The organism is Fulverythrobacter fulvus (assembly GCF_037154085.1).
Lineage (GTDB): Bacteria > Pseudomonadota > Alphaproteobacteria > Sphingomonadales > Sphingomonadaceae > Andeanibacterium > Andeanibacterium fulvum.
This window is the reverse complement of record NZ_JBANRM010000001.1, coordinates 201,632-223,685: the sequence shown is the minus strand read 5'-3', so window position 1 is coordinate 223,685 and position 22,054 is coordinate 201,632. Positions and strand designations below refer to the sequence as shown.

Sequence of the window (22,054 nt, the reverse complement as noted above, 5' to 3'; positions counted from 1 at the left end):
ATGAAGCCGCCCCTTCCCCTGAAAGAGGCTCAGGCCCGGCTGCTGGAAAGTGTCCATGCATTGCCGGCCGAGGATGTGCCGGTGGAGGCCGCGCTCGGCCGCTGCCTTGCCGCACCGCTCATTGCCCGGCGAACCCAGCCTGCCGCCGATCTTTCCGCGATGGATGGCTATGCCCTGCGCGAAGGTGAAGCCGGGCCCTGGCGCGTGGTGGGCGAAAGCGCGGCCGGGCACCCCTTCCCCGGAACAATTGCCCCCGGCGAAGCGATCCGCATTTCCACAGGCGCCCTGATGCCCGCAGGCGCGGATGCCGTACTGCTGCAGGAAAACGCCGCGCGCGATGGCGACAGGCTTAGCCTCAATGGCGAGGGTGAGCCGCGCGCGCGCCATATTCGCCGTGCGGGCTTCGACTTCCGCGGCGGTGACGAACTGCTCCCCGCAGGAACGCGGATCGGCCCGGCACAGGTCGCGCTCGCGCTTTCCTCCGGCAATGGCGCACTCGGCGTCCACCGCCGTCCGCGCCTTGCCATTATCGACAGCGGCGACGAACTGGCCGCCGATCCCGCCAAGTGCGCACCGCACCAGATACCCGCCAGCAATGGCGCGATGCTGGCGGCAATGACACAGGGGCTCGCCGCCGAAATCCGCCGCATCGGCCCGGTTGCCGACGATCTCGGCGCGCTGGCGGCGGCGTTCGATCGGGCAGGCGATGCCGAGTTGATCGTCACCAGTGGCGGCGCCTCGGTCGGCGATCACGATCTCATCCGCCCGGCGCTCGAAGCATGGGGTGCGCAAATCGACTTCTGGCGCGTGGCGATGAAGCCCGGCAAGCCGCTGCTCGTGGCCCGCAAGGGCAGCACGACCGTGCTGGGCCTGCCGGGCAATCCCGTTTCCAGCTTCGTTACCGCCTATTTCTTCCTGCTGCCCATGCTGCGAGCCCTTTCCGGGGATCGCCGCCCCCAGCCCGCCCCGATCCCGCTTCGGCTTGCGGGGGAAATGCCGGCAGGCGGGGCAAGGCTGGAATTCGTGCGGGCCTTGCTGGTGGATGGCGAGGCAGTGCCGGTCAGCGAAAAGGACTCGAGTGCCCTGCGTGCGATGGCCACTGCCGAATTGCTGCTGGAACGGCCTGCCAATGCCCCTCCAGCCACGCAGGGAAGCGTTGTTCCGGCCTATTGGATCGGAAATGGCGGGGTTGCTTGACTTGTAGGAAGAAGTTGCCTAGTTGTTCCGCATTCGTTCCCTAAATGGAACATTTGAGGAGGCCGCTTCGATGCTCACCGCCAAGCAACATGAGCTTCTGTTGTTCATCCAGACCCGTCTGGAAGAATCGGGCATTTCCCCGAGTTTCGAGGAAATGAAGGAAGCGCTGGACCTCAAGTCCAAGTCCGGAGTGCACCGCCTGATTTCCGCGCTGGAAGAACGCGGCTTCATCCGCCGCCTGCCCAATCGGGCCCGCGCGCTGGAAGTGCTCAAGAACCCCGAAGATGTGAACGCCAAGGGCAGCAAGCCCGCCGCTCCGGCCAATGATGCGGTGAGCCGCATCGCGACGCCGCCGCGCGCTCCGGCCTTTGCCGCCAATGACGTGATCGAGATTCCGCTTCACGGCAAGATCGCCGCAGGCGTTCCGATCGAGGCGCTGGAAAGCGACCGCACATTGCCGGTTCCCGCTGCACTGCTCGGCGCGGGCGATCATTATGCGCTGGAAGTGTCCGGCGATTCGATGATCGAGGCCGGCATTCTCGATGGCGACTTCGCGCTGGTGAAGCGTACCGACCATGCCCGCGATGGCGAAATCGTGGTGGCGCTGGTGCGGAACGAGGAAGCGACGCTCAAATATCTGCGCCGCGAAGGTGGCCGCATTCGCCTCGATCCGGCCAATGCCGCCTACGATCCGCAATATTACGAACCGCATGAAGTGATCGTGCAGGGCAAGCTGGCGGGCCTGCTGCGCCAGTATCACTGAGGCAATTCATCGAGACGATGTGGCAAGCGCGCCCGGCCCTGTGTCGCGGCGCGCTTGTCTGCTTCTCCACCAGCCATGATTGCCTTGCCCCTCGGCCACAGTCTTCACTTCATGCCTGCCGAGATAGATCGCGAGGCCACCGGTCTCGTCGAGGGAGCGGTGATCCGCCTTGATCCAACGCGGATGGCAGGATCGCGGCAGATAGCGGTCCGCCACGACGATGTCGGCCAGATCGCAGGCCGCGGCAAGTTGACGCTCGTCGATCCGCTCCTTGCTCAGCGCCAGCAGCAAGTGCCACTCGCGCCCACCCCGGTTTAGGGTCGCAACGCAGAAATCCGCGCTGCAGCGGGCTCCGTGCCACTGGGTCAATATCTGGACCTCGCCTTCGGTCCCGGCCATTTCCTGAAGAGTCTCGCGGGCAAAGCTGCTGCGCGATTCCCGCAGGACCAGCAGCCGCTCGCCTTCACCCGAAATGCCGACTTCCCGCCCGTCGCGCGAAATCAGGACATCCGGCACCGGCGTGATCGCCAGCAGGAAACAGGCAAGTCCCAGCGGCACTGCCGCAAAGAGCCGCACTCGCCCGCGCCACAACCCGAGCCAGAGCCCGCCTGTGACAAACAGGGCGAAGGCGCCCTTGCCCATTTGCGGCATCAACTTCACTGCGCCCGGCTGATCGGCGGTGAAATGGGCCAGCGCCAGCAGAAGCTCGAGCGATTTACCCGCCAGCCACCATGCCGGGCCGCCCAGCCCGACAGTGTCGAGCGCCAGCCCCAGCGCGATCAGCGGCATGGAAACGAAAGTCGTCAGCGGGATCGCGACGACATTGGCAAAGGCCCCGTAAAGCCCGGCGCGATGGAAATGGAACAGCACGACCGGCATCAGGGCGAATTCGATCACCAGCCCGGTAAGCAGCAGCATCGTCCCCCGGCGAAGCGCCAGCACCGGCCAGCCTTCATCGCGCGGGGCGAGGAAGGCCCGCACCGGACCGGCACCGTGCAGCGCGACGATCGCGATCACTGCCGCAAAGCTCATCTGGAAGCTCGGCCCCACCAGCGCTTCCGGCCAGAGCAGCAGCACGAATGCGGCCGCCACCGCGATGAGCCGCAAGGAGAGCGGCTCGCGCCCCAGGGCCAGCGCCAGCAATACCAGCACCGTACCGACGCAACTGCGCACTGTGGGAACCTCGGCCCCGGTCAGCAGGGTGTAGCCGATCCCCGCCAGTGCCGCGATGGCCGCCGCTGCCACGGGCAGGCGTACGCGCAGCGCCAGCCATGGCCACAAAGCCAGCAGCCTGATTGCGATGAAATAGGCCGCCGCGATCACCGCACTGACATGCAGCCCGCTGATCGATAGGAGGTGGGAGAGCCCGGCATCGCGCATCGCCACCTCGTCCGCGACCGCGATGGCACCCCGGTCGCCGCTCGCCAGCGCCGCGGCAATGGTACCGGGAGAACCGTCGAGCCGGGAACGGACATGATCCGCAAGACTGCGCTGCAAGGCGCCAAGGCCGCCGGACCGGGCGGCAGGCTCCACCAGTTCGGGCGAGGACAGGGCACTGCCTGTCCCCGCCAGCCCGTCAAACCAGGCGGCGCGGGCGAAATCGTAACTGCCCGGCAGTAGGGGCGGCGCGGGCGGCATGAGCCGGGCTCTGATCCTGACCCGGGCGCCCTCCCCCAATCCGGTAACGTCCTTTTCCAGCGGGAGATTGACCCGCACCTTGATTGCCCGCCCGGTTCCCGGCTCGCGCGTGGCGAGCACCAGCCTCACCCGGCCTTCGGCGGGCTGCTCGATCCGTTCGAGCACGCGGGCGTCGAATTCTCCCGCAACCGGCCGCGCAATCGGCTCCGTCCCGACCAATGAAGACTTCGCCCAGACGACCGCGACTCCGAGCGAGAATGCGAGTCCCATGGCGAATATTGCCATCCGCAAATGGGCGCGCCGGTCATCCGTGCGCCACAGGGCCAGTGCCGCCATGCCGCCCATGAACCCCGCCAGCATCGCAAATAGCCATTCCGCGGCGGTGCCAAGCACGAACCAGGCCCCGATTCCCGCGGAAAATGCCACTGCAAGCCAAGGTCCACGGTCGAATCCGGATGCGTCCAAAAATGCGTCGATCCTGTCTCCTGCGCTGGACAAGAGCCGTTCCATTCGCCAATGCGTCTGCTGCATCGCAGCATCCTGAGGCAGTTCCTCCAGCGGAACGGAAACGGGTGGGCTGTCTGCCATAAGAACAATGGAAAGGATCAAGTGGGTCATGGCAAGCGTTAGCGGCAATGCGTCGGCAACCGGCAGCACGGTAGTCACGCGCTTTGCGCCCTCGCCCACCGGTTTCCTTCACATCGGCAATGCCCGCACCGGCCTGTTCTCCTGGCTCTATGCCCGCCATCACGGCGGCAAGACGCTGCTGCGGATCGAGGATACGGACAAGGCTCGCTCCACGCAGGAAGCGATCGACGTCATTCTGGACGGCCTGGCATGGCTCGGCCTCGATTTCGATGGGCACACCTATTACCAGTCGCAGTTCGAGGCGCGTCACGCCGAAGTGGCGCATGACCTGATCGCGCGCGGCGCAGCCTATCGCTGCTATCTCACTCAGGAAGAACTCGCCGCTCGCCGGGAAAAGGCGCGGGAAGAGAAGAAGCCCTTCCGCATCGACAGCGAATGGCGCGATGCCGATCCCTTCACCTGGCCCGAAGGTCAGGATTATGTGGTGCGCATCAAGGCCCCACGTGACGGGGAGACGGTGATCGAGGATCTCGTTCAGGGCAAGGTGACCGTGAAGAATGCAGAACTGGACGATTTCGTCCTGCTTCGTTCGGACGGCACACCGACCTATATGCTCGCGGTGGTGGTGGACGACCACGACATGGGCGTAACCCACATCATCCGCGGCGACGATCACCTGAACAACGCCTTCCGCCAGCTGACCATCATCAAGGCGATGGGCTGGCCCGAACCGCATTATGCCCACATCCCGCTGATCCACGGCCAGGACGGGGCGAAGCTCTCCAAGCGCCACGGCGCCATGGGCGTCGGCGATTATCGCGACGAGTTGGGCATTCTGCCGGAAGCCCTGCTCAATTACCTGCTGCGCCTTGGCTGGGGCCATGGCGACCGCGAGGAATTTACCAAGGAAGAAGCGATCCAGCTCTTCGATATCGGAGACGTGGGCAAGAGCCCTTCGCGCTTCGACATCAAGAAGCTGCTGAACCTCAACGGCCATTATATCCGCGAGGCGGACAATGCCCGTCTGGCGTCGCTGATCGCCCCGCGCCTTGGCCCGAATGCCGATCTGGATAGGCTGGTGGCCGCCATGCCGGTGCTCAAGACCCGCGCGCGCGACATGAACGAACTGGCCGACGGCGCGGCCTTCCTGTTCAAGGCCCGCCCGCTGGAAATGACCGAGCAGGCGCAGGCGCTGTTGACCAGCGACGCACAACTGCTTTTATGGCGGATTTCAGGCCGTTTGGCGGCCGAAAACAACTGGACAACCGAAGCGCTGGAAGCCAGTTTGAAGGCGATGGCAGAGGAACTGGGGCTGGGCCTCGGCAAACTCGCACAGCCGCTGCGCGCCGCACTCACGGGGCAAACCACCTCGCCGGGTATTTTCGATGTCCTGGTCCTGCTCGGAAAGGATGAAAGCCTTGCGCGTATCGACGCACAGGCCGTTCCGGGTGACCAGGCTGTAGAGCTTTGAGGAGTACGAGACTTGGCTGACAAGCACGCGAAGCTTACCGTTGGAGACAAGAGCTACGATTTCCCCGTGCTGGAAGGCAGCGTCGGGCCGGATGTCGTCGATATCCGCAAGCTCTACGGCCAATCGCACATGTTCACATACGATCCCGGCTTCACCTCCACCGCATCGTGTGAAAGTGCCCTTACCTATATCGATGGCGAAGAAGGCGTCTTGCTTCACCGCGGCTATCCCATCGGCCAGCTGGCCGAACATTCCAGCTTCATGGAAGTGGCCTATCTGCTGCTGAACGGCGAACTGCCCAACGCCGCCGAATATGACAACTTCACGCGCACCATCACGCGCCACACCATGCTGCACGAACAGCTGGCCACCTTCTATCGCGGCTTCCGTCGCGATGCGCACCCGATGGCCGTGATGTGCGGTGTGGTCGGGGCCCTGTCGGCCTTCTATCACGACAGCACCGATATTTCCGATCCGGAACACCGCCGGATCAGCTCGCACCGCCTGATCGCCAAGATGCCGACCATTGCGGCGATGGCTTACAAATATTCCGTCGGCCAGCCCTTCATGTATCCGGACAACAAGCTGTCCTACACGGGCAACTTCCTGCGCATGACCTTCGGCGTGCCGGCCGAGGAATATGAAGTGATCCCGGCGGTGGAACGCGCGATGGACCGGATTTTCATCCTCCATGCCGACCACGAACAGAACGCCTCGACCTCGACCGTGCGTCTCGCCGGTTCGTCGGGCGCCAATCCGTTTGCATGTATCGCCGCGGGCATTGCCTGCCTGTGGGGTCCTGCCCATGGCGGCGCCAATGAAGCCGCGCTCAACATGCTGCACGAGATCGGCACGCCGGACAAGATTCCCCACTATATCGAGCGCGCGAAGGACAAGAACGATCCGTTCCGCCTGATGGGCTTCGGCCACCGCGTCTACAAGAACTACGATCCGCGCGCGGCCGTGATGCAGAAGACGGTGCGCGAAGTGTTCGAAGCGCTGAAGGTAGACGATCCGCTGTTCGAAACCGCCCTGCGGCTCGAGGAACTTGCCCTGCATGACGATTACTTCGTCGAGAAGAAGCTGTTCCCGAACGTGGACTTCTATTCGGGCATCATCCTGTCGGCGATCGGTTTCCCGACCACCATGTTCACTGCCCTGTTCGCCCTTGCCCGCACCGTGGGCTGGGTGGCGCAGTGGAACGAAATGATCAGCGATCCCGGCCAGAAGATCGGCCGCCCACGCCAGCTCTACACTGGCCCCACGCAGCGCGATTACGTGCCGGTGGAGAAGCGCTGAGGCCTTACGGCATCATCCAGTAACCGCCTGAGAGCTTCCTGCTCGACAGGCGGATTACGAATAGCGCGCCGACCATGGAAATGGGCGGCGCGCTTTTCTTTTGGGCGAATGGCTACGCTGCGGTTCAGCTGCTGGCAGGCAAGCTCAGGATAAAGCGCGCGCCCTTTCCGGGGGCGCTTTCCACCGTCAGATCGCCGCCCATCGCACGGGCCAGCCTGCGCGAAATATAGAGCCCGAGGCCAGAGCCGCCGTCGCCGCTACGGCCGAGACGCTCGAATTTCTCGAACACCTTGGCCTGCTGCTCCTCGCTCAATCCTTGCCCCTGGTCGGCCACGATAATCCTGGCCTTCCCGCTCGCGGCCCCCAATTGCACCGCGATGCGCGAGCCTTCAGGCGTATAGCGGATCGCATTGCCGATAAGGTTCAGCAGCACCTGCAACACGCGGCGGAACTCGCCGATTGCCGGCAGGTGCTCGTCCGCGCCCGGTACGTCGATCCCGATCCCGCGCTCCTGCGCGCGCACCCCGAGAATGCCCACCGCACGGCGAGCGACATCGGCCAGATCGATCAGATCGGGGGCGGTGCTGAATTCGTCGGCCTCGACCACTTCCAGATCGGAAAGATCGTCGATCAGCGCCAGCAGGTGCTGGCCCGCCGCCGCGATATCGGCGGCATAATTGCTGTATTCCTCGGCGAGTGGCCCGGCGAGGCGCGTGCGGATCGTCTCTGCATTGGCAATGATCCGCGCGATAGGCTGGCGCAGAACCGGGGCCACGTCACGCCCGATCGCCGCTCCTGGCGCAGCGCGAACCACGGGGGCTTCCTGCAAACTGGCGGGCCGTGCCGGCGGTTCCTCGGCCACGAGATACAATTCGAAGCCGTTCGCGCCCGCCTCAGGGCCGCCCAACGGCACCAGACTTGCGCGCCAGCGGCGGCCGGATCCCGGCAGCCGGACTGCCGCACCGTCCAGCAGGCGCCAATGGAGCGGCTGATGGTGCTGGCTTCCTTCCACTTCGACGAAATCCGTCCAGGGCCGGCCCACGCCCTTCCGCATCGCATCGGCTAGCGGGCGCAATTCGGATGACGCCGTATCCGCGGAAAGGATGCCCTGCTGCGGATCGAGCCGCGCATTGAACTCGGCCAGATCGCGATCGATCTCAGCCCGGCGCTGCTCGATGGCGGCGGGGTCCTCGATCGGCAGCGGCGCGGCCTGCCAGTTGGCGAGCCCGATTTCGCAACCGGTAGGCCCTGGAATGACCTCTACCCAGGCCGTCACTGCCTCGTGATCGTTCTGAGCGTGGATCGGCCGCGCCAGCTTGAGCCCATACCGGCGCGCCTTGCGTACCAGTTCGAGCAAGGCGGGCGTGGCAATCGTACCGGGCAGTTCGCCCCCGCTGCGCAATTGCAAGCCGGCCAGAGGCTCGTCTGCCTCAATCAGCCGGTCTTCCTCATCGCTGCGTGCTCTGGCGAGATAGGTTGTTCCCTGCGGCATCGTCTATCCGCCAACAAACGGCGCGGACGCCGTCAGCAGGGCCGCCGCACGTTCGGACCGCAATTGTTCGAATCCGTCCGGCAAGACGATGTCGGGATGCAGGAAGATCAGTTGTTCCTCTACCGCCGCAGGCTGGAGCCCTGCCGCGCGCAGCGCCAAGGCGAGCCGGGCAAGTTGCCGGTCATGCGTAGACAGCACCGCGAGATCGCGAGACTGACCACATCCGATCGCAAGCGCACTCAGGAAGATGGCCACACCCGCATGGCTTACAGAAAGCGCCGCAATCGCGCCTCCGCCCATGCCCGTAACCAGTCGGGCGAGCAGGCCAAGGCGACTGCGGCTCTCGTCGAACTCAGCCCGCAGGGCAGCCTCGGCGGTCTGGGCCGCAAGCTCGTCCTCCTGCCCGGCAAGGGTCCGCATGGTGACGAGCGTCGAATGGAACAGATCGCCTGGCAATTCCGGCAGAGACAGTTCCATGCGCCGCAAGCTCTGGACAAAGCGCGCCTGCCCCGCGAGCGCGGCCATGGCGGAGGTGGCGGTTTCTGCGTCGCTGGAGGCGATCAGCGCCTGGAGCAACGGGGAAAGCACCGGATCAAGTCCGGTGCGGACCTGCAGGCGCTCCGCAAGCTGCCATTCCAGCGCGAGCGCATGAAGATGCCCAAGCAAAGCAGTGTTGCCGAGCATGGCCTCGCTCAGGCCCTCTAGTCGATCTTCCACATAATCTTCGGGCTCTTCGGCTTCGGCCGCGTCTGCCTGCGCGTGCAGGAGTTGCAGCGCGATGCCGGCCACCATGCCGCGCACCCGCGCCACGGTCTCGTCACTGAACAGGGAATGGTCGTCGTTGACCAGCAAATGACGCAGAATCGGACCGAACGTGCCGATCACGGCATCGCCCTCCGCCAGTTCGAGGCGCATCGCGTCTTCGACGCTCTGATCCGTGTGATGGTTCATGCCGGCCATTTTCCTCGTTCCGCCATAGCGGTTCTTGGTTAAGCCCGCGTTATCTGCGCTGAACCGCGCGAAAAGCCGAGCATAGCGGCAATCGCTGCCAGAGCGAGGAGTTGAATTACGGGAAGCAGAACTCCCCCAAGGCTCGCCAGAGCGAGCAGCAGGGCAAGCGCGGCACGGTCCTGCCCGATCTCCGCCCATTTGGCGGTAATCACCCTGCCCGCGAGCGTTGTCGTACCGATCAGCACTAGCGGTGCGAACAACCGTTCCGCCCGCGTACCCGGCAATGCCGAAGCCAGAACCACGATCAGCGCAAGGTCGACCAACAGCGCCGCCAGAGGCATCACGCGGCCGCCCCCCTTCGCCCCGACGCTCCCTGCCTGCGCAAGCGACGCAAGGGCCTTGCCGGCCTCGAGCGAGAGCCAGCCCAGACCGCAGGAGATGAGGGCCACGGCCGGCTGTTCGAACCAGGCGGCCACGAGTCCGAGCGCCGCCAGCACGACTCCGCCAGCGGTCAGGAATGCAGGCTTCCAGCCTCTCGCCAGAAGATTGCCGCCGAAATTGCGCATACCAAGCCGGGCAAGTGCCCGGCCCGGCGCAAAGGCAGAAGGCGGTGCGACATGGCGGCGGAACCATTCCGGCTCGATTTCCGCCAGCTTGGCGCGCGACGTCACCATGGCCCAGCGTCGTTCCGCCAGCACTGCTTCCGGGAGAGACCGTTCCGGAACCCTGCCCTGCAAGGCAATCCTCAACAGCGCGGAAATCGCATCGCAATCCGCCGGGAGCTGATTCAGCCGCTCGACAAGCGTTCCGGGCATGGCGAGCACGCCTGCCCAGGCATAATTCAGGTCGATGCGCTCGAAGCCGGCGGCAATACCGGTTTCCACCGGCAGGACGAGCACGCCATTGCCGCCCGCCAATCCGGCCTTGGCTTCACTCGCAGCGGGGAGCAGTCCGGGTGCGACGACAACCAGTTCGTCCGCCGTATTCACCAGCCCCGCAAGCTGGCGCGGCCCGGCAATCAGATTGAACCGAGCGCCCGAACTCTCCGCCTGGTGCTGCAGGGCGATCAGGTCGCGCCCCAATCCGCCGGAAATGCAGACGATCCGCTCGCACGCCAGTTCGAGGACCAGTTCCAGCTGGCGTTCGGCAAGGCTATGCCCCGCCAGCGAAAGCGTAGCGAGCGGAGTTTCCGGGTCATCCCCGGCCCGTTCGATCAATGAGAGAAGAGCGACGCGCACAAAGCCGATCTAGGGCAGCGGCAGCGGCCTGCCAAGCACCCTGCAATCGCGCGTGTCAGTCGGCGGGATGCACGAATTCGTTGAGGAAGCGCTCCAGCTTACGGATCACCACCGGCTCGCCGGGGGCGGAGTCCAGTGCCTCTTCCGCCAAGCCGATCAGCCCTTCTGCGTGGAAGCTGGCCGCCAGCCCTTTGAGGCGCATTGCCGCCACGTTCCAGTTGCCGTCGCAACGGGCCCGACGCAGCAGGTCGACCTGATTGGCAAGGCTCTCGCTGAAGGCATTGCGCAACTCTGTCAGCAGCACGGGATCGTCCCCGGCGGCGGCTGCCAAAGTGGCGTCGAGGGCACCGTTTTCATAGGCCATGATGGCAGCCTAGGAGGATAAGGTTAAGTCAGGGTTTATTGTGATGCGATCCGTGGTATCCTGCAGATATGTCTGGGGGTTCGCACGTCGTTGCGTTCGGCCCGGGGGATACCCCGCCCGAATCGCATACCGAAACCGTCACGGAAGCCTATGAGCTATCTGTGGAGGCCGATGAAGTATTGTCGCTTGAGGATGAGGCCGAACCGGCGCCGCGCCGTTTCGGGTGGGTCATGCCTGTCTTGGCCCTCCTCGCCATTGCCGGTTGGACCGGTTTCTTCGCCTGGGCCCATCATGCGGAAATGCTTGCGGGCGCAACGCCTGAGATGTGGAGCGGATGGATTGCCCAATGGGCGGTTCCGACCGTGCTCGTCGTCGGTCTGTGGCTGCTCGCCATGCGCTCAAGCCGCCGCGAAGCCGGACGTTTCAGCGATACGGCACGACAGCTTGCGGAAGAAAGCGCCCGCCTCGAACATCGCCTGACCACGGTAAACCGCGAGTTGAGCCTGGCACGCGAATTCCTCGCCGCCCAGTCGCGCGATCTGGAATCCGTGGGCCGCATGGCGAGCGAACGCCTGTCCGAAAATGCGGAGCGCATGTCGGCACTGGTGCACAAGAACGCGGCACAGATCGAATCAATCGCCACTGTCAGCACCACGGCCCTGTCCAACATGGATAAACTCCGGGACGAACTGCCCGTTGTGGCCAATTCCGCACGAGATGTGACCAGCCAGATCGGCAATGCCGGCCGCACCGCCAAGGTCCAGCTCGACGATATGATTACCGGGCTGCAGCGGATGAATGCCTTTGGCGAAGCCGGCATGAAACTGACAGACGGCCTCAAGGGCAAGGTCAGTGAAGCGCTCGAGGAATTTGACGGCCATGCCCGCCGGATCGGCGAGAGCGCTTCCTCGATCATTGTCGGCCTCGGTCAGCGGATCAACGCGCTGCAGGCGGAATGCAACGACTTTGCCCAATCCGTGCGCGAAGGCGAAGCGGATGCGATCGGCAAATGGGAAGCATCGATCCAGCGAATGCGCGGCAACCTTGCCGAAGCGCTCAAGGAAATCGGAGAGATCGATGCAGCCGCGCTGGAGCGGACGCGCAAGCGGCTCGATTCCGTGAGCGATTGGGCCCGGCAGGTTGACGCCTCGATCGACAAGCGCCTCGCGAGTTTTGCAGAGGCCATCGAAGTCCGGCAGCAGGAGCATGCCGCGCGGGAAGCTGAGGAAGTACTCGCTTTCGAGAAGCGGATCGCTGCGCTCGATTCGGCCATTGCCGCCCACCAGCAGAGCCAGCTCAACCAGATCGCCGCCCTCACCGAGCATGGCGAGAAGCTCGCCGGCAAGGTCGGCCAGGTTACCGCCCAGATGGAAGAAACCGCCGCACGCGGGGAAAAGGTCGGCAGCGGATTGGCCCAGGCCATCGAGTTGCTCACCGTCCGACTGAAGAACAACAAGGAAGTCGTCGAAGCAACCGACCATGCAGTGATGGAGTTGACCGATTCCAGTGTCCGCCTTTTGGAACTGATCCAGGCTGGTGCGGAACACAGCCGGGAGCATCTGCCTTCCGCCCTCGCCCTTGCCGAACAACGCCTCGGCAATTTCGAGACGCGCACTCGCGAGCTTGGCATCATGCTCGACGATGCCGGAACCAAGGGGCAGGCCCTGTCCGGCTACGTCATCTCCGCCATGGAGAACGGCAAGGCGGTTATCGGCGAACTCGAAACGCTCCACGGCAGCATGGCCGAGCATGAAAACGCTCACGCGGAGCGGATCGAGAAATTGCGCGGTGCCGTCGCGGCCCTTGGCGAAGAGAGCGACGGCGTTTCGCAGCAGGTCCAGGGTGAAATGACTGAGGCCGTCGAAAAGCTGCGCGGCGCGCTGCGTGCCACGCTCGACGAACTAGGCAGCGGGCACAGCGATGCCATCGAGGAGCTTTCCGATCGGATCGGTTCTCAAAGTGCCGAGGCAATCGAACGTGCTATCCGTCTGCGCGCTGCCGAAGCTATCGGGGAGCTGGAGCAGGCGGCCGCCCATGCCAGCGGCGTCGGCAAGGAAGCTGCGCGCCAGCTGCGCGATCAACTTGCCAAGGTGGACGAACTTACCGGCAATCTCGAAAACCGCGTTGCGCGGGCCCGCCAGCGCGCCGAAGAGCAGGTGGATAATGATTTCGCCCGCCGCGTCGCCCTGATCAGCGAGAGCCTCAATTCGAACTCGATCGACATTTCAAAGGCGCTGTCCAACGACGTTACCGATACGGCCTGGGCGGCCTATCTGCGTGGCGATCGGGGCATCTTCACGCGCCGTGCGGTTCGTCTGCTCGACAATTCGGAAGCACGGGAAATCGCCGAAATCTATGACCGCGATCCGGATTTCCGCGAGCATGTCAGCCGCTACATCCACGATTTCGAAGCGATGCTGCGCACCCTGCTTTCCACTCGCGACGGCAATGCGCTGGGCGTGACGCTGCTCTCTTCCGATATGGGCAAGCTCTATGTGGCGCTGGCCCAGGCGATCGAAAGACTGCGTGACTGATCCGAAGGATCAGTTCTTCATATGCTCTTCGAAATTGGGCGGCTCGCCGAAGATGTTGAGGTCCTGCGGCATAATCCAGCCATAGATGTAATTGGCCACGAAGGCACCGCAGAGCACGGCCGACAGGATCGTGGCGCGTATGGCGACCTTGCCCGGCCGGAAATTGGCCGGAGCGCTATCCGCCTGCCCGGGGGTCTTTTCCACCCCCGCCTCATCATGCGTTCGCACGCCGAAGGGCAGCAGGACAAAGGCGCTCATCACCCAGAACAGGCAGTAGATCGCCAGGACCGAAGTCCACTTCATCGTTTCACTCCCCGGTCAGGATCACGCGGGTCTGCGGCTTCTTGCCGCACCAGCGCTGGGCTGCACGCCGGGCTGCGAGCCGCGCGGCTTCCGCCACTGCCTCGCGATCCTTGCGCGCACCACCCTTGAGGCGTTTGAGCGCATCGCCGATGTCGCTCACTGCTTCTTCGACGAACTCGCCGTAATCCTCGTCCAGCGGCAGGCCAATGCCATGGACCTGTGCCCGTCCCTGCATATCCAAGGTCACGATCACCATACCATCCCGCGCCAGGCGGCGGCGCATGGTAATCGCCTCGCCATCGGCCGGGACAATGATGTCGCCATCGAGCACAAGCCGGCCGGAACGCACTTCGGCCAGTTTCCCGGGCTTGCCCGGGGCAAGGCGGACGATAGTGCCGTTCTTCTGGAGGATCTGCTGCGGAATGCCGCGTGTCTTACCAAGGCGGGCCTGCTCCGCCATGTGCCGCAGTTCGCCATGCACTGGCACGAGAATTTCCGGACGAATCCAGGAATAGAGCGCTTCCAGTTCCGGCCTTCCGGGATGGCCCGAAACGTGGGTCATACCCTGACGGTCGGTCACCATCACTACCCCGCGTTCGGCAAGGCGGTTCATCACCGCGCCAATCGCAAGTTCGTTGCCGGGTATCTGGCGGCTGGAGAAGATCACCACGTCGCCTTCGACCAGGCCCACGTGGTGAGTATCTTCCGCAATCCGGGCCAGCGCCGCACGCGGTTCGCCCTGCCCGCCAGTCGCGATCACCAGCACGTTGCCGCGAGGCAGGTTCATCGCAGTATCGAAATCGATCGTCTCCGGGAAATCGGCCAGATAGCCATTTGCCTTCGACACATCGATAATCCGCTCAAGCGAACGGCCGGCGACGCAGAGCCTTCGCCCAGTCGCTCGCGCAATTTCGCCCAGGCTCTGAAGGCGCGCGACGTTAGACGCGAAGGTTGTGACCAGCACGCGCTTGCCGGAATGCTTGCGCACTTCCTCCAGCAGGCCCCGCGCGACGTCCCCTTCCGAACCCGAAGCCTTCGGATTGAAGACGTTTGTGGAGTCGCACACCAGTGCCAGAATGCCTTCATCACCCAGCTGGGTGAGTTCTTCCGCCGTCGCCGGCTCGCCGATCAGCGGCTCGTCATCCAGCTTCCAGTCGCCTGTGTGGAAGATCCTGCCATAGGGCGTTTCGATCAGCAGGGCGTTGCCCTCGGCTATCGAATGGGCAAGCGGAACATAGGAGATATCGAACGGCCCCAGCGCGAAGCTGTCTGCCCCTTCGACAATGTTCAGTTCCACCTGATCGGCAATTCCCGCCTCTTCCAACTTGCGCAGCACAAGCTCCGCCGTGAAGGGCGTGGCATAGATCGGTACTCCAAAATCCGCCGCGAAATAGGGCACCGCGCCAATGTGATCTTCATGCCCATGGGTCAGCACGATGCCGACCAGATCCTTCAGGCGTTCCTCTATGAAGGCCGGATCGGCAAAAACCAGATCGATGCCCGGATATTCATTGCCGCCGAAGGTCATCCCGAGATCGACCATCAGCCATTTGCCCTCGCAGCCATAGAGATTGACGTTCATGCCAATCTCGCCGGAGCCGCCCAGTGCCAGGAAGAGCAACTCCTTCTCGGGCGTAAAATCCTTCTTCACCTGGTGCCGGCCCTCTCCGCCAGCAGTGCCAGCCCTTCAAGCGTTAGATCAGTATCGACCACGTCGAAAATCTCGGTGTGCTGCCCGAACAACAGGGCAAGCCCACCGGTTGCGATAACCTTTGCCGGGCGGCCAATCTCAAGGCGCAATTTCGCAATCAGGCCTTCCATCATCGCGACATAGCCCCAGAATACGCCAATCAGCATCTGATCCTGCGTATTGCGGCCAATCACGGAATTGGTGCGAGGGCTCTCGATCGCGATGCGCGGAAGCTTGGCGGTATTGCTGACCAGGGCGTCAAGCGACAGGTTGATACCCGGTGCAATGATCCCGCCCTTGTAGGCTCCGCTGAAATCCACCACATCGAATGTAGTGGCAGTGCCGAAATCGACCACGATCAGGTCGCCCGGATATTTTGCATGAGCGGCAATGGCATTCACGGCGCGATCCGCCCCGAGCGAACCCGGTTCGTCGACATCGATAGGAATGCCCCATTCGGCCCTGCCCTGCCCGGCCACGAGCGCCTCGACCCCGAAATATTTGCTAGAAAGCACCTGAAGATTATGCAGTGCCCGCGGCACGACGGTAGAGATGATGACCTGCGTCACCGCGTCGCGCGCCAGCCCCTCGATGGCCATCAACTGGACGAGCCACACCGCATATTCATCGCCCGTGCGCCGCGGATCGGTAGCGATCCGCCAGCGGGTGCGTATACGCGGGATTTCGCCCAGAGCGGTTTCGAACAGGGCAAACACCACGTTGGTGTTCCCGACATCGACAGCAAGCAGCATCAGCCCTGTCCTCCGATCAGCGACACATCGCCGGCATGGATTACCTGCAGGCTTCCATCCTCAAGACGAAGCCGAAGCGCACCATCCGGAGCGAGCCCTGCGAATTCGCCTTCTATCCGCCCTTCCTCACCCACATGAACGCTCAGGCGCGTCCCCTCGGGATGCGCAGCGGCAGTCCAGCGGGCAAGCAATTGCGGCAATCCCTCGCTACGCCAGCGTTCGACTTCCCTGGCAAAAGATGCCGCGAGATCGCGCGCGAAACTATCCCGATCAGGCGCAGGACCGAATTGCCCCAGCGAAACGATCTTCTGACCCATGACAACCGGAGTCTTGGCTATGTTGACGCCAATTCCGACGATTATTGCATTTCCGACCCGCTCAAGCAGGATGCCGGCAAGCTTCCCTCCGGCCAGAAGCAGATCGTTGGGCCATTTGAGTTCCAGTCTGGCAGGGACCAGCATGTGGCTCAATACCGCTTCATAGACCGCCAGCCCAACCGCGAGGGCAAGGCTTTGCGGCGCAGGCTCCCGTCCATCGAGATGGACAATGGTGGAGCCCATGAAGTTCCCTTCGCCCGTCGACCAGACCCGGCCCTGCCGCCCGCGGCCGGCGTTCTGCCTGTCAGCCACCAGCCAATGGCCTTCCGGAACCGCCTCCCCCGCGCGCAAGCGCGCGGCGAGGTCGGCATTAGTGGATCCGGTTTCCGCTACGGTTTCGATCAAGCCTGCCAACTACACGCCAAGGAACAGCACGGCGGCCGCCTTGTCGGCCAGCCCGCCGAGCCATTGCGTGAGGAGATAGCCCAGCGGCGATATGGCGATGGCCGAGATCGCAAGCAGCGCCCAATGTGCCCAGTCGCTTCCGCCCTTCACTACATCGGCGGGTTCGTCGAAATACATCACCTTCACTACCTTGATGTAGTAGAAGGCACCAATAACGCTGGCAGCGATACCGATGGCGGCCAGCGGCACGAACCCGGCGTTCACTGCGGCCTGGAACACCACGAACTTGCCCCAGAAGCCGAACAGCGGCGGGATACCGGCCAGGCTGAACATCACCAGCATCAGGCAGAACGCCAGCGCGGGACGGGTGCGCGAAAGGCCGGCAATGTCGGCAATCGCTTCCACCTGATCGCCATTCTCGTCCTTCAGCATCAGTACGGCGACGAAGCCGCCCACCGTCATCGCGACATAGATCGCGAGATAGACGAGCATGGCCGAAGCGCCAGCCTGCGTCCCGGCGGCGAGGCCGATCAGGATGAAGCCGACATTGTTGATCGAGGAATAGGCGAGCAGACGCTTGATGTTGGCCTGGCCAATCGCGCCCAGTGCACCAACCACGATCGAGGCAAGCGCCGCGAAAATCACGATCTGCCGCCATGCATCGTCCTGCGCGCCGAAGGCTTCCAGCGTGACACGCATGGTGAGCGCCAGCGCCGCGACCTTGGGGGCCGAGGCGAAGAAGGCAGTTACCGGAGTGGGCGCGCCTTCATAGACATCCGGCGTCCACATGTGGAACGGAACCGCACTGATCTTGAAGGCAAGACCGGCCAGCATGAAGATCAGGCCGAACAGAGCGCCCGTGGCCATGTCACCGCTGAGCGCGACCCGGATACCTTCGAAGCTGGTCGTCCCTGTGAAGCCGTAGGTCAGGCTCATGCCGAACAGCAGGATGCCCGATGCCAGCGCACCGAGCACGAAATACTTCAGACCTGCTTCGGCCGAGCGATCGTCCGTGCGCAGGAAGGCCGCGAGGACATAGGCCGCCAAGCTGTTCAGTTCGAGCCCGATGTAGAGCGCGATCAGATCGCGCGCCGATACCATGATCGACATGCCAAGCACGGCGAACAGGATCAGCACCGGATATTCCGCGCGCATCGCATTGAAGCGCTCGAAGAAAGCCGGCGCGATCACCAGAGCAGCGCCACCTGCGGCAAAGATCATCAGCTTAGCCATGCCGGCGAAGGCATCGGCCGAGAACTGACCGCCAAAGGCCAGCGTATCAGGCCCGCTCACCCCGGCGCAAACCGAAGGCGCGACCAGGAAGAAACAGGCGCCCAGCACAATGGCCGCAACGACGCTGATTGCGCGCGAAGCCTTGTCGCCAGCCCAGGCGGAAGCGAGCAGCAGGACCAGACCCGAAACAGACATCAGCAGTTCGGGTGCGATAAGCTTAAGGGAAGCAGCGAAATCCATCAGTGCGCTCCCTCTTGCGCTTCATGTTCTTCGGCAGGTTTGGGTTTACCGATCTTGAGATGTGCATCGCCCTGAGGCGCGGCGCGGGCAAGACGGGCGTCGAGAGCGGCAATATCCTTGCGCATGGGGGCAAGGAAGCTCTCGGGGTAAACGCCCATCCACAGCACGGCTGCGGTAAGCGACCCGAGCATCAGCCATTCCCGCAGATCGATATCGGGCATTGCCGCAGCATCGGCGTTCTTCTGCTCGCCAAAGGCAACCCGGCGATAAAGATAGAGCATATAGGCAGCACCAAGGATGATGCCCGTGGTGCAGACCAGCGCCACCCAGGTGGAAATCTGGTAGATGCCTGCGAGGCTCAGGAACTCACCGACGAAGCCGCTCGTGCCGGGAAGGCCGATGCTAGCCATGGTGAAGAGCAGGAAGAACATCGCATATTTCGGCATGTTGATCGCAATGCCGCCGTAGCGGTTGATCTCACGCGTGTGCAGGCGGTCGTAAATGACACCAACGCAAAGGAACAGCGCGCCGGCAACGAGGCCGTGGCTGAGCATCACGACCATCGAACCTTCGAGACCCTGCACGTTGAAGGCGAAGAGACCGATGGTGACGATGCCCATGTGGGCTACCGACGAATAGGCGATGAGCTTCTTGATGTCGTGCTGGACCAGCGCAATCAGGCTGGTGATCACCACCGCCGCCATGGACAGCGCGTAGATCAGCCACGCGAACTGAGCGCTCGCTTCCGGGAACATCGGGAGCGAGAAGCGGATGAAGCCGTAGCCACCCATCTTCAACAGCACGCCCGCAAGGATCACGGAGCCGGCAGTCGGGGCCTGCACGTGAGCATCGGGAAGCCAGGTGTGAACCGGCCACATCGGCATCTTCACAGCGAAGCTGGCGAAGAAGGCCAGGAACAGCCATGTCTGGGCATGGACCGGGAAGTCATATGCCATCAGGGTCGGGATGTCCGTCGTCCCGGCCTCGTGCACCATCCACATCATCGCGATCAGCATCAGGACGGAGCCGATCAGCGTGTAGAGGAAGAACTTGTAGCTGGCGTAGATGCGGTTATCGCCGCCCCAGATACCGATGATCAGATACATCGGGATCAGGCCTGCCTCGAAGAAGATGTAGAACAGGTACAGGTCCTGCGCGGCGAACACGCCGATCATCAACACTTCCATCAGCAGGAAGGCAGCGAAATATTCGCCGACCCGCTTGGTGATCGAGTTCCAGCTCGCCCCGATGCAGATCGGCATCAGGAAAACCGAGAGAACGATCAACAGCAGCGCAATGCCGTCAATGCCCAGCGCATAGCTGAAGCCCGCGAAGAGCGGCACTTTCTCGACGAACTGCCACTGCGCACCGCCAACGTCGAAATTGAGCCAGAGCACGATGCCCAGCGCGAAATCGACCAGTGTCGCGGCCAGCGCGATCATCCGCGCCGTCTTCGCTTCGGCGAATAGGCAAGCGACGGCACCGACCAGCGGCACCAGCAGCATGAGCGAAAGGATCGGAAAGCCCCCCATCACCGCACCATCATCCAGCTGATCGCGGCGACAAGGCCGAGCAACATGATCAGCGCGTAGCTATAGAGATAACCCGACTGCACCTTCTTGGCGACAGCGGCGCCCTTTTCGACCACCCAGGCAGCCCCGTTCGGGCCGAAGCGATCGATAAATCCCACATCGCCCTTCAGCCAGAATTGGCGGCCGAGCCAGAAAGCGGGCTTCACGAAGAGCACGTTGTAAAGCTCGTCGAAATACCACTTGTTGTAGAGGAAGGCGTGCAGGTTGCGGAACTGGTCCACGAACTTGCGCGGGATCGACGTGTCCTTGATATAGGCGAACCAGGCGACCGCAAAACCGATCAGCATCACCGCAGTTGCGGTCAGCTTCACCCAGAGCGGCACACCATGCATCGCGTGGATCAGGTGTTCGTTATAATAGATCGAACCCTGCCAGAACTGCTCGCTGTCGATGAAGTAGGGGCTGAATGCGAAGCCCGCAAACACCGCGCCCACCGACAGGATAACCAGCGGAGTCAGCATGACCCACGGGCTTTCATGCGGATGGTAACCCGCGGTCCCGTCATCATGTTCGCCATGGCCGTGATGATCGTCATGCGCATGATCGTGCCCGTGATCTCCATGGCCATGTTCGTCGTGAACGGCATGCTGGATATGCTCGGACTGCGACCAGCGCGGCTTGCCCCAGAAAGTCAGGAACATCAGACGCCAGCTGTAGAAGCTGGTGAGCAGGGCTGCGAAGGCGCCGAGCCAGAAAGCCGTGCGGCCAATCTCGGTCCCGCTCGCGAAGGCCGCCTCAAGGATCGAGTCCTTCGAATAGAAGCCCGCGAAGCCGAACACGCCCAGGATGCCCACGCCGGTGATCGCCAGAGTGCCGGCCATCATCGCCCAGAAGGTGATCGGGATGTGCTTACGCAGATTGCCGTAATACCGCATGTCCTGTTCGTGATGCATCGCGTGGATCACGCTGCCTGCACCCAGGAACAGCAGTGCCTTGAAGAAGGCGTGCGTGAACAGGTGGAACATGGCCGCGCCATAAGCGCCCACGCCCGCTGCGAAGAACATGTAGCCCAGCTGGGAACAGGTCGAATAAGCGATGACGCGCTTGATGTCCCACTGAGTGGTGCCCACGGTCGCGGCGAAGAAGCAGGTCGCGGCGCCTACGAAGGTCACCACGGTCAGCGCATCCGGCGCAGCCTGGAACATCGGCGAGAGGCGGCAGACCATGAATACGCCCGCGGTGACCATGGTGGCCGCGTGGATCAGGGCGGAAACCGGCGTCGGGCCTTCCATGGCATCCGGAAGCCAAGTGTGCAGACCGAGCTGCGCGGACTTGCCCATTGCACCGATGAACAGCAGCAGGCACAGCACCGTCAGCGTATCGACGCGCATGCCGAGGAAGCCGATGGTCGAAGCGCCCTTCAGCGCCGGAGCCGCAGCCAGAATCTCAGGGATCGAGGTCGTCTGGAACACCAGCCACGTGCCGAAAATGCCCAGCATGAAGCCTAGATCCCCCACGCGGTTGACCACGAAGGCCTTGATCGCGGCGGCACCGGCCGAAGGCTTCTTGAACCAGAAACCGATCAGCAGATAGGACGCCAAGCCCACGCCTTCCCAACCGAAGAACATCTGGACGAGGTTATCGGCCGTCACCAGCATCAGCATGGCGAAGGTGAAGAGCGAGAGGTAGGAGAAGAAGCGCGGCTGGTCGGGATCGTCCGACATGTAGCCCCAGCTATAGAGGTGCACCAGCGCCGAAACGCTGGTGATCACCACCAGCATGATCGCAGTGAGCGTATCCACGCGCAGGGCCCAGTCGAAGCTCAGGCTGCCCGAATGGACCCACTGCAGCACCGGCACGACCGTCGCTTCGGCATTCCCAGAAAGGAAGCTGATGAAGATCGGCCACGAAAGCGCGCAGGAGATGAACAGACCGGCCGTGGTGATCGACTTGGCCACGGTGTTGCCAAGCGCACGATTGCCAAGCCCCGCGATCGCGGACGCCAGCAAAGGCAGGAAAACGATGATCAGGATGGAGGACACGGCGG

17 protein-coding genes are annotated in these 22,054 nt (G+C 63.4%); 5 read left to right on the top strand and 12 right to left on the bottom strand.

The genetic code is table 11. The features are described from left to right. Window positions 1–1,197: a molybdopterin molybdotransferase MoeA gene (locus WFP36_RS01045; RefSeq protein ID WP_336977117.1), complete on the top strand. Its 1,197-nt coding sequence runs from the start codon at window positions 1–3 to the stop codon at window positions 1,195–1,197. 70 nt (window positions 1,198–1,267) lie between these two features. Beyond that, the gene (gene lexA / locus WFP36_RS01040; RefSeq protein WP_336977115.1) at window positions 1,268–1,960 is read left to right on the top strand and encodes a transcriptional repressor LexA; all 693 of its coding nucleotides are present in this window, start codon (window positions 1,268–1,270) and stop codon (window positions 1,958–1,960) included. 6 nt (window positions 1,961–1,966) lie between these two features. Here lexA and WFP36_RS01035 read toward each other — a convergent pair whose 3' ends face one another. After that, a complete protein-coding gene (locus WFP36_RS01035; RefSeq protein WP_336977114.1) occupies window positions 1,967–4,186 on the bottom strand; it encodes a ComEC/Rec2 family competence protein in 2,220 nt (739 codons plus the stop codon). 28 nt (window positions 4,187–4,214) lie between these two features. Here WFP36_RS01035 and gltX point away from each other — a divergent pair, with 28 nt between their 5' ends. Then, window positions 4,215–5,657 carry a glutamate--tRNA ligase gene (gene gltX, locus WFP36_RS01030; RefSeq protein WP_336977112.1) on the top strand — a complete coding sequence of 481 codons (1,443 nt, stop codon included), beginning with the start codon at window positions 4,215–4,217 and terminating at the stop codon, window positions 5,655–5,657. Between the two features lie 12 nt (window positions 5,658–5,669). Further along, complete coding sequence (locus tag WFP36_RS01025; protein WP_336977110.1) at window positions 5,670–6,956, top strand: citrate synthase; 1,287 nt, start codon at window positions 5,670–5,672, stop codon at window positions 6,954–6,956. Between the two features lie 124 nt (window positions 6,957–7,080). On the opposite strand, the gene WFP36_RS01020 is transcribed toward WFP36_RS01025, so the two are convergent. The 4 genes from WFP36_RS01020 to WFP36_RS01005 are packed head-to-tail and all read right to left on the bottom strand — an operon-like array spanning window position 7,081 to window position 11,001. Continuing rightward, complete coding sequence (locus tag WFP36_RS01020) at window positions 7,081–8,448, bottom strand: sensor histidine kinase (protein ID WP_336977108.1); 1,368 nt, start codon at window positions 8,446–8,448, stop codon at window positions 7,081–7,083. Window positions 8,449–8,451: 3 nt separating this feature from the next. Continuing rightward, window positions 8,452–9,408, bottom strand: a complete 957-nt coding sequence (locus tag WFP36_RS01015; RefSeq protein ID WP_336977106.1) for a hypothetical protein — start codon at window positions 9,406–9,408, stop codon at window positions 8,452–8,454. A 29-nt stretch (window positions 9,409–9,437) separates the two neighbouring features. Next, complete coding sequence (locus WFP36_RS01010) at window positions 9,438–10,637, bottom strand: hypothetical protein (RefSeq protein WP_336977105.1); 1,200 nt, start codon at window positions 10,635–10,637, stop codon at window positions 9,438–9,440. A 55-nt stretch (window positions 10,638–10,692) separates the two neighbouring features. Further along, window positions 10,693–11,001 (bottom strand): Hpt domain-containing protein, encoded by a 309-nt coding sequence (locus tag WFP36_RS01005; RefSeq protein ID WP_336977104.1) that lies wholly within the window; start codon window positions 10,999–11,001, stop codon window positions 10,693–10,695. A 230-nt stretch (window positions 11,002–11,231) separates the two neighbouring features. On the opposite strand from WFP36_RS01005, the gene WFP36_RS01000 reads away from it, so the two are divergent. After that, complete coding sequence (locus tag WFP36_RS01000) at window positions 11,232–13,535, top strand: coiled-coil domain-containing protein (RefSeq protein ID WP_336977102.1); 2,304 nt, start codon at window positions 11,232–11,234, stop codon at window positions 13,533–13,535. 9 nt (window positions 13,536–13,544) lie between these two features. On the opposite strand, the gene WFP36_RS00995 is transcribed toward WFP36_RS01000, so the two are convergent. Genes WFP36_RS00995 through nuoL form a run of 7 tightly spaced genes read right to left on the bottom strand, consistent with a single transcriptional unit; the run spans window position 13,545 to window position 22,049 of the window. Then, window positions 13,545–13,838, bottom strand: a complete 294-nt coding sequence (locus WFP36_RS00995; protein WP_336977101.1) for a DUF1467 family protein — start codon at window positions 13,836–13,838, stop codon at window positions 13,545–13,547. Between the two features lie 4 nt (window positions 13,839–13,842). Next, window positions 13,843–15,489, bottom strand: coding sequence for a ribonuclease J (locus WFP36_RS00990; protein WP_336977100.1), 1,647 nt, complete (start codon window positions 15,487–15,489; stop codon window positions 13,843–13,845). After that, on the bottom strand, window positions 15,486–16,280 hold the full coding sequence (locus tag WFP36_RS00985; protein WP_336977099.1) for a type III pantothenate kinase: 795 nt from the start codon (window positions 16,278–16,280) through the stop codon (window positions 15,486–15,488). The genes WFP36_RS00990 and WFP36_RS00985 overlap by 4 nt, the downstream gene beginning before the upstream one ends. Beyond that, entirely contained in the window at window positions 16,280–17,002 is a 723-nt protein-coding gene (locus tag WFP36_RS00980; protein WP_336977097.1) for a biotin--[acetyl-CoA-carboxylase] ligase, read from the bottom strand. The genes WFP36_RS00985 and WFP36_RS00980 overlap by 1 nt, the downstream gene beginning before the upstream one ends. A gap of 9 nt (window positions 17,003–17,011) precedes the next feature. Then, the gene (gene nuoN, locus WFP36_RS00975; RefSeq protein ID WP_336977095.1) at window positions 17,012–18,475 is read right to left on the bottom strand and encodes an NADH-quinone oxidoreductase subunit NuoN; all 1,464 of its coding nucleotides are present in this window, start codon (window positions 18,473–18,475) and stop codon (window positions 17,012–17,014) included. Beyond that, window positions 18,475–20,007: an NADH-quinone oxidoreductase subunit M gene (locus tag WFP36_RS00970; RefSeq protein WP_336977093.1), complete on the bottom strand. Its 1,533-nt coding sequence runs from the start codon at window positions 20,005–20,007 to the stop codon at window positions 18,475–18,477. The genes nuoN and WFP36_RS00970 overlap by 1 nt, the downstream gene beginning before the upstream one ends. Then, window positions 20,007–22,049 (bottom strand): NADH-quinone oxidoreductase subunit L, encoded by a 2,043-nt coding sequence (gene nuoL, locus WFP36_RS00965; RefSeq protein WP_336977091.1) that lies wholly within the window; start codon window positions 22,047–22,049, stop codon window positions 20,007–20,009. The genes WFP36_RS00970 and nuoL overlap by 1 nt, the downstream gene beginning before the upstream one ends. Window positions 22,050–22,054 lie beyond the last annotated feature (5 nt).

Excerpts from the sequence above, each read along its gene's own strand:
- WFP36_RS01045 (WP_336977117.1), top strand. The coding sequence starts at position 1 with ATGAAGCCGCCCCTTCCCCTGAAAGAGGCTCAGGCCCGGCTGCTGGAA.
- lexA (WP_336977115.1), top strand. The coding sequence starts at position 1,268 with ATGCTCACCGCCAAGCAACATGAGCTTCTGTTGTTCATCCAGACCCGT.
- WFP36_RS01035 (WP_336977114.1), bottom strand. The coding sequence starts at position 4,186 with ATGGCAGACAGCCCACCCGTTTCCGTTCCGCTGGAGGAACTGCCTCAG.
- gltX (WP_336977112.1), top strand. The coding sequence starts at position 4,215 with ATGGCAAGCGTTAGCGGCAATGCGTCGGCAACCGGCAGCACGGTAGTC.
- WFP36_RS01020 (WP_336977108.1), bottom strand. The coding sequence starts at position 8,448 with ATGCCGCAGGGAACAACCTATCTCGCCAGAGCACGCAGCGATGAGGAA.
- WFP36_RS01015 (WP_336977106.1), bottom strand. The coding sequence starts at position 9,408 with ATGGCCGGCATGAACCATCACACGGATCAGAGCGTCGAAGACGCGATG.
- WFP36_RS01005 (WP_336977104.1), bottom strand. The coding sequence starts at position 11,001 with ATGGCCTATGAAAACGGTGCCCTCGACGCCACTTTGGCAGCCGCCGCC.
- WFP36_RS01000 (WP_336977102.1), top strand. The coding sequence starts at position 11,232 with ATGCCTGTCTTGGCCCTCCTCGCCATTGCCGGTTGGACCGGTTTCTTC.
- WFP36_RS00995 (WP_336977101.1), bottom strand. The coding sequence starts at position 13,838 with ATGAAGTGGACTTCGGTCCTGGCGATCTACTGCCTGTTCTGGGTGATG.
- WFP36_RS00985 (WP_336977099.1), bottom strand. The coding sequence starts at position 16,280 with ATGCTGCTTGCTGTCGATGTCGGGAACACCAACGTGGTGTTTGCCCTG.
- nuoN (WP_336977095.1), bottom strand. The coding sequence starts at position 18,475 with ATGGATTTCGCTGCTTCCCTTAAGCTTATCGCACCCGAACTGCTGATG.
- WFP36_RS00970 (WP_336977093.1), bottom strand. The coding sequence starts at position 20,007 with ATGGGGGGCTTTCCGATCCTTTCGCTCATGCTGCTGGTGCCGCTGGTC.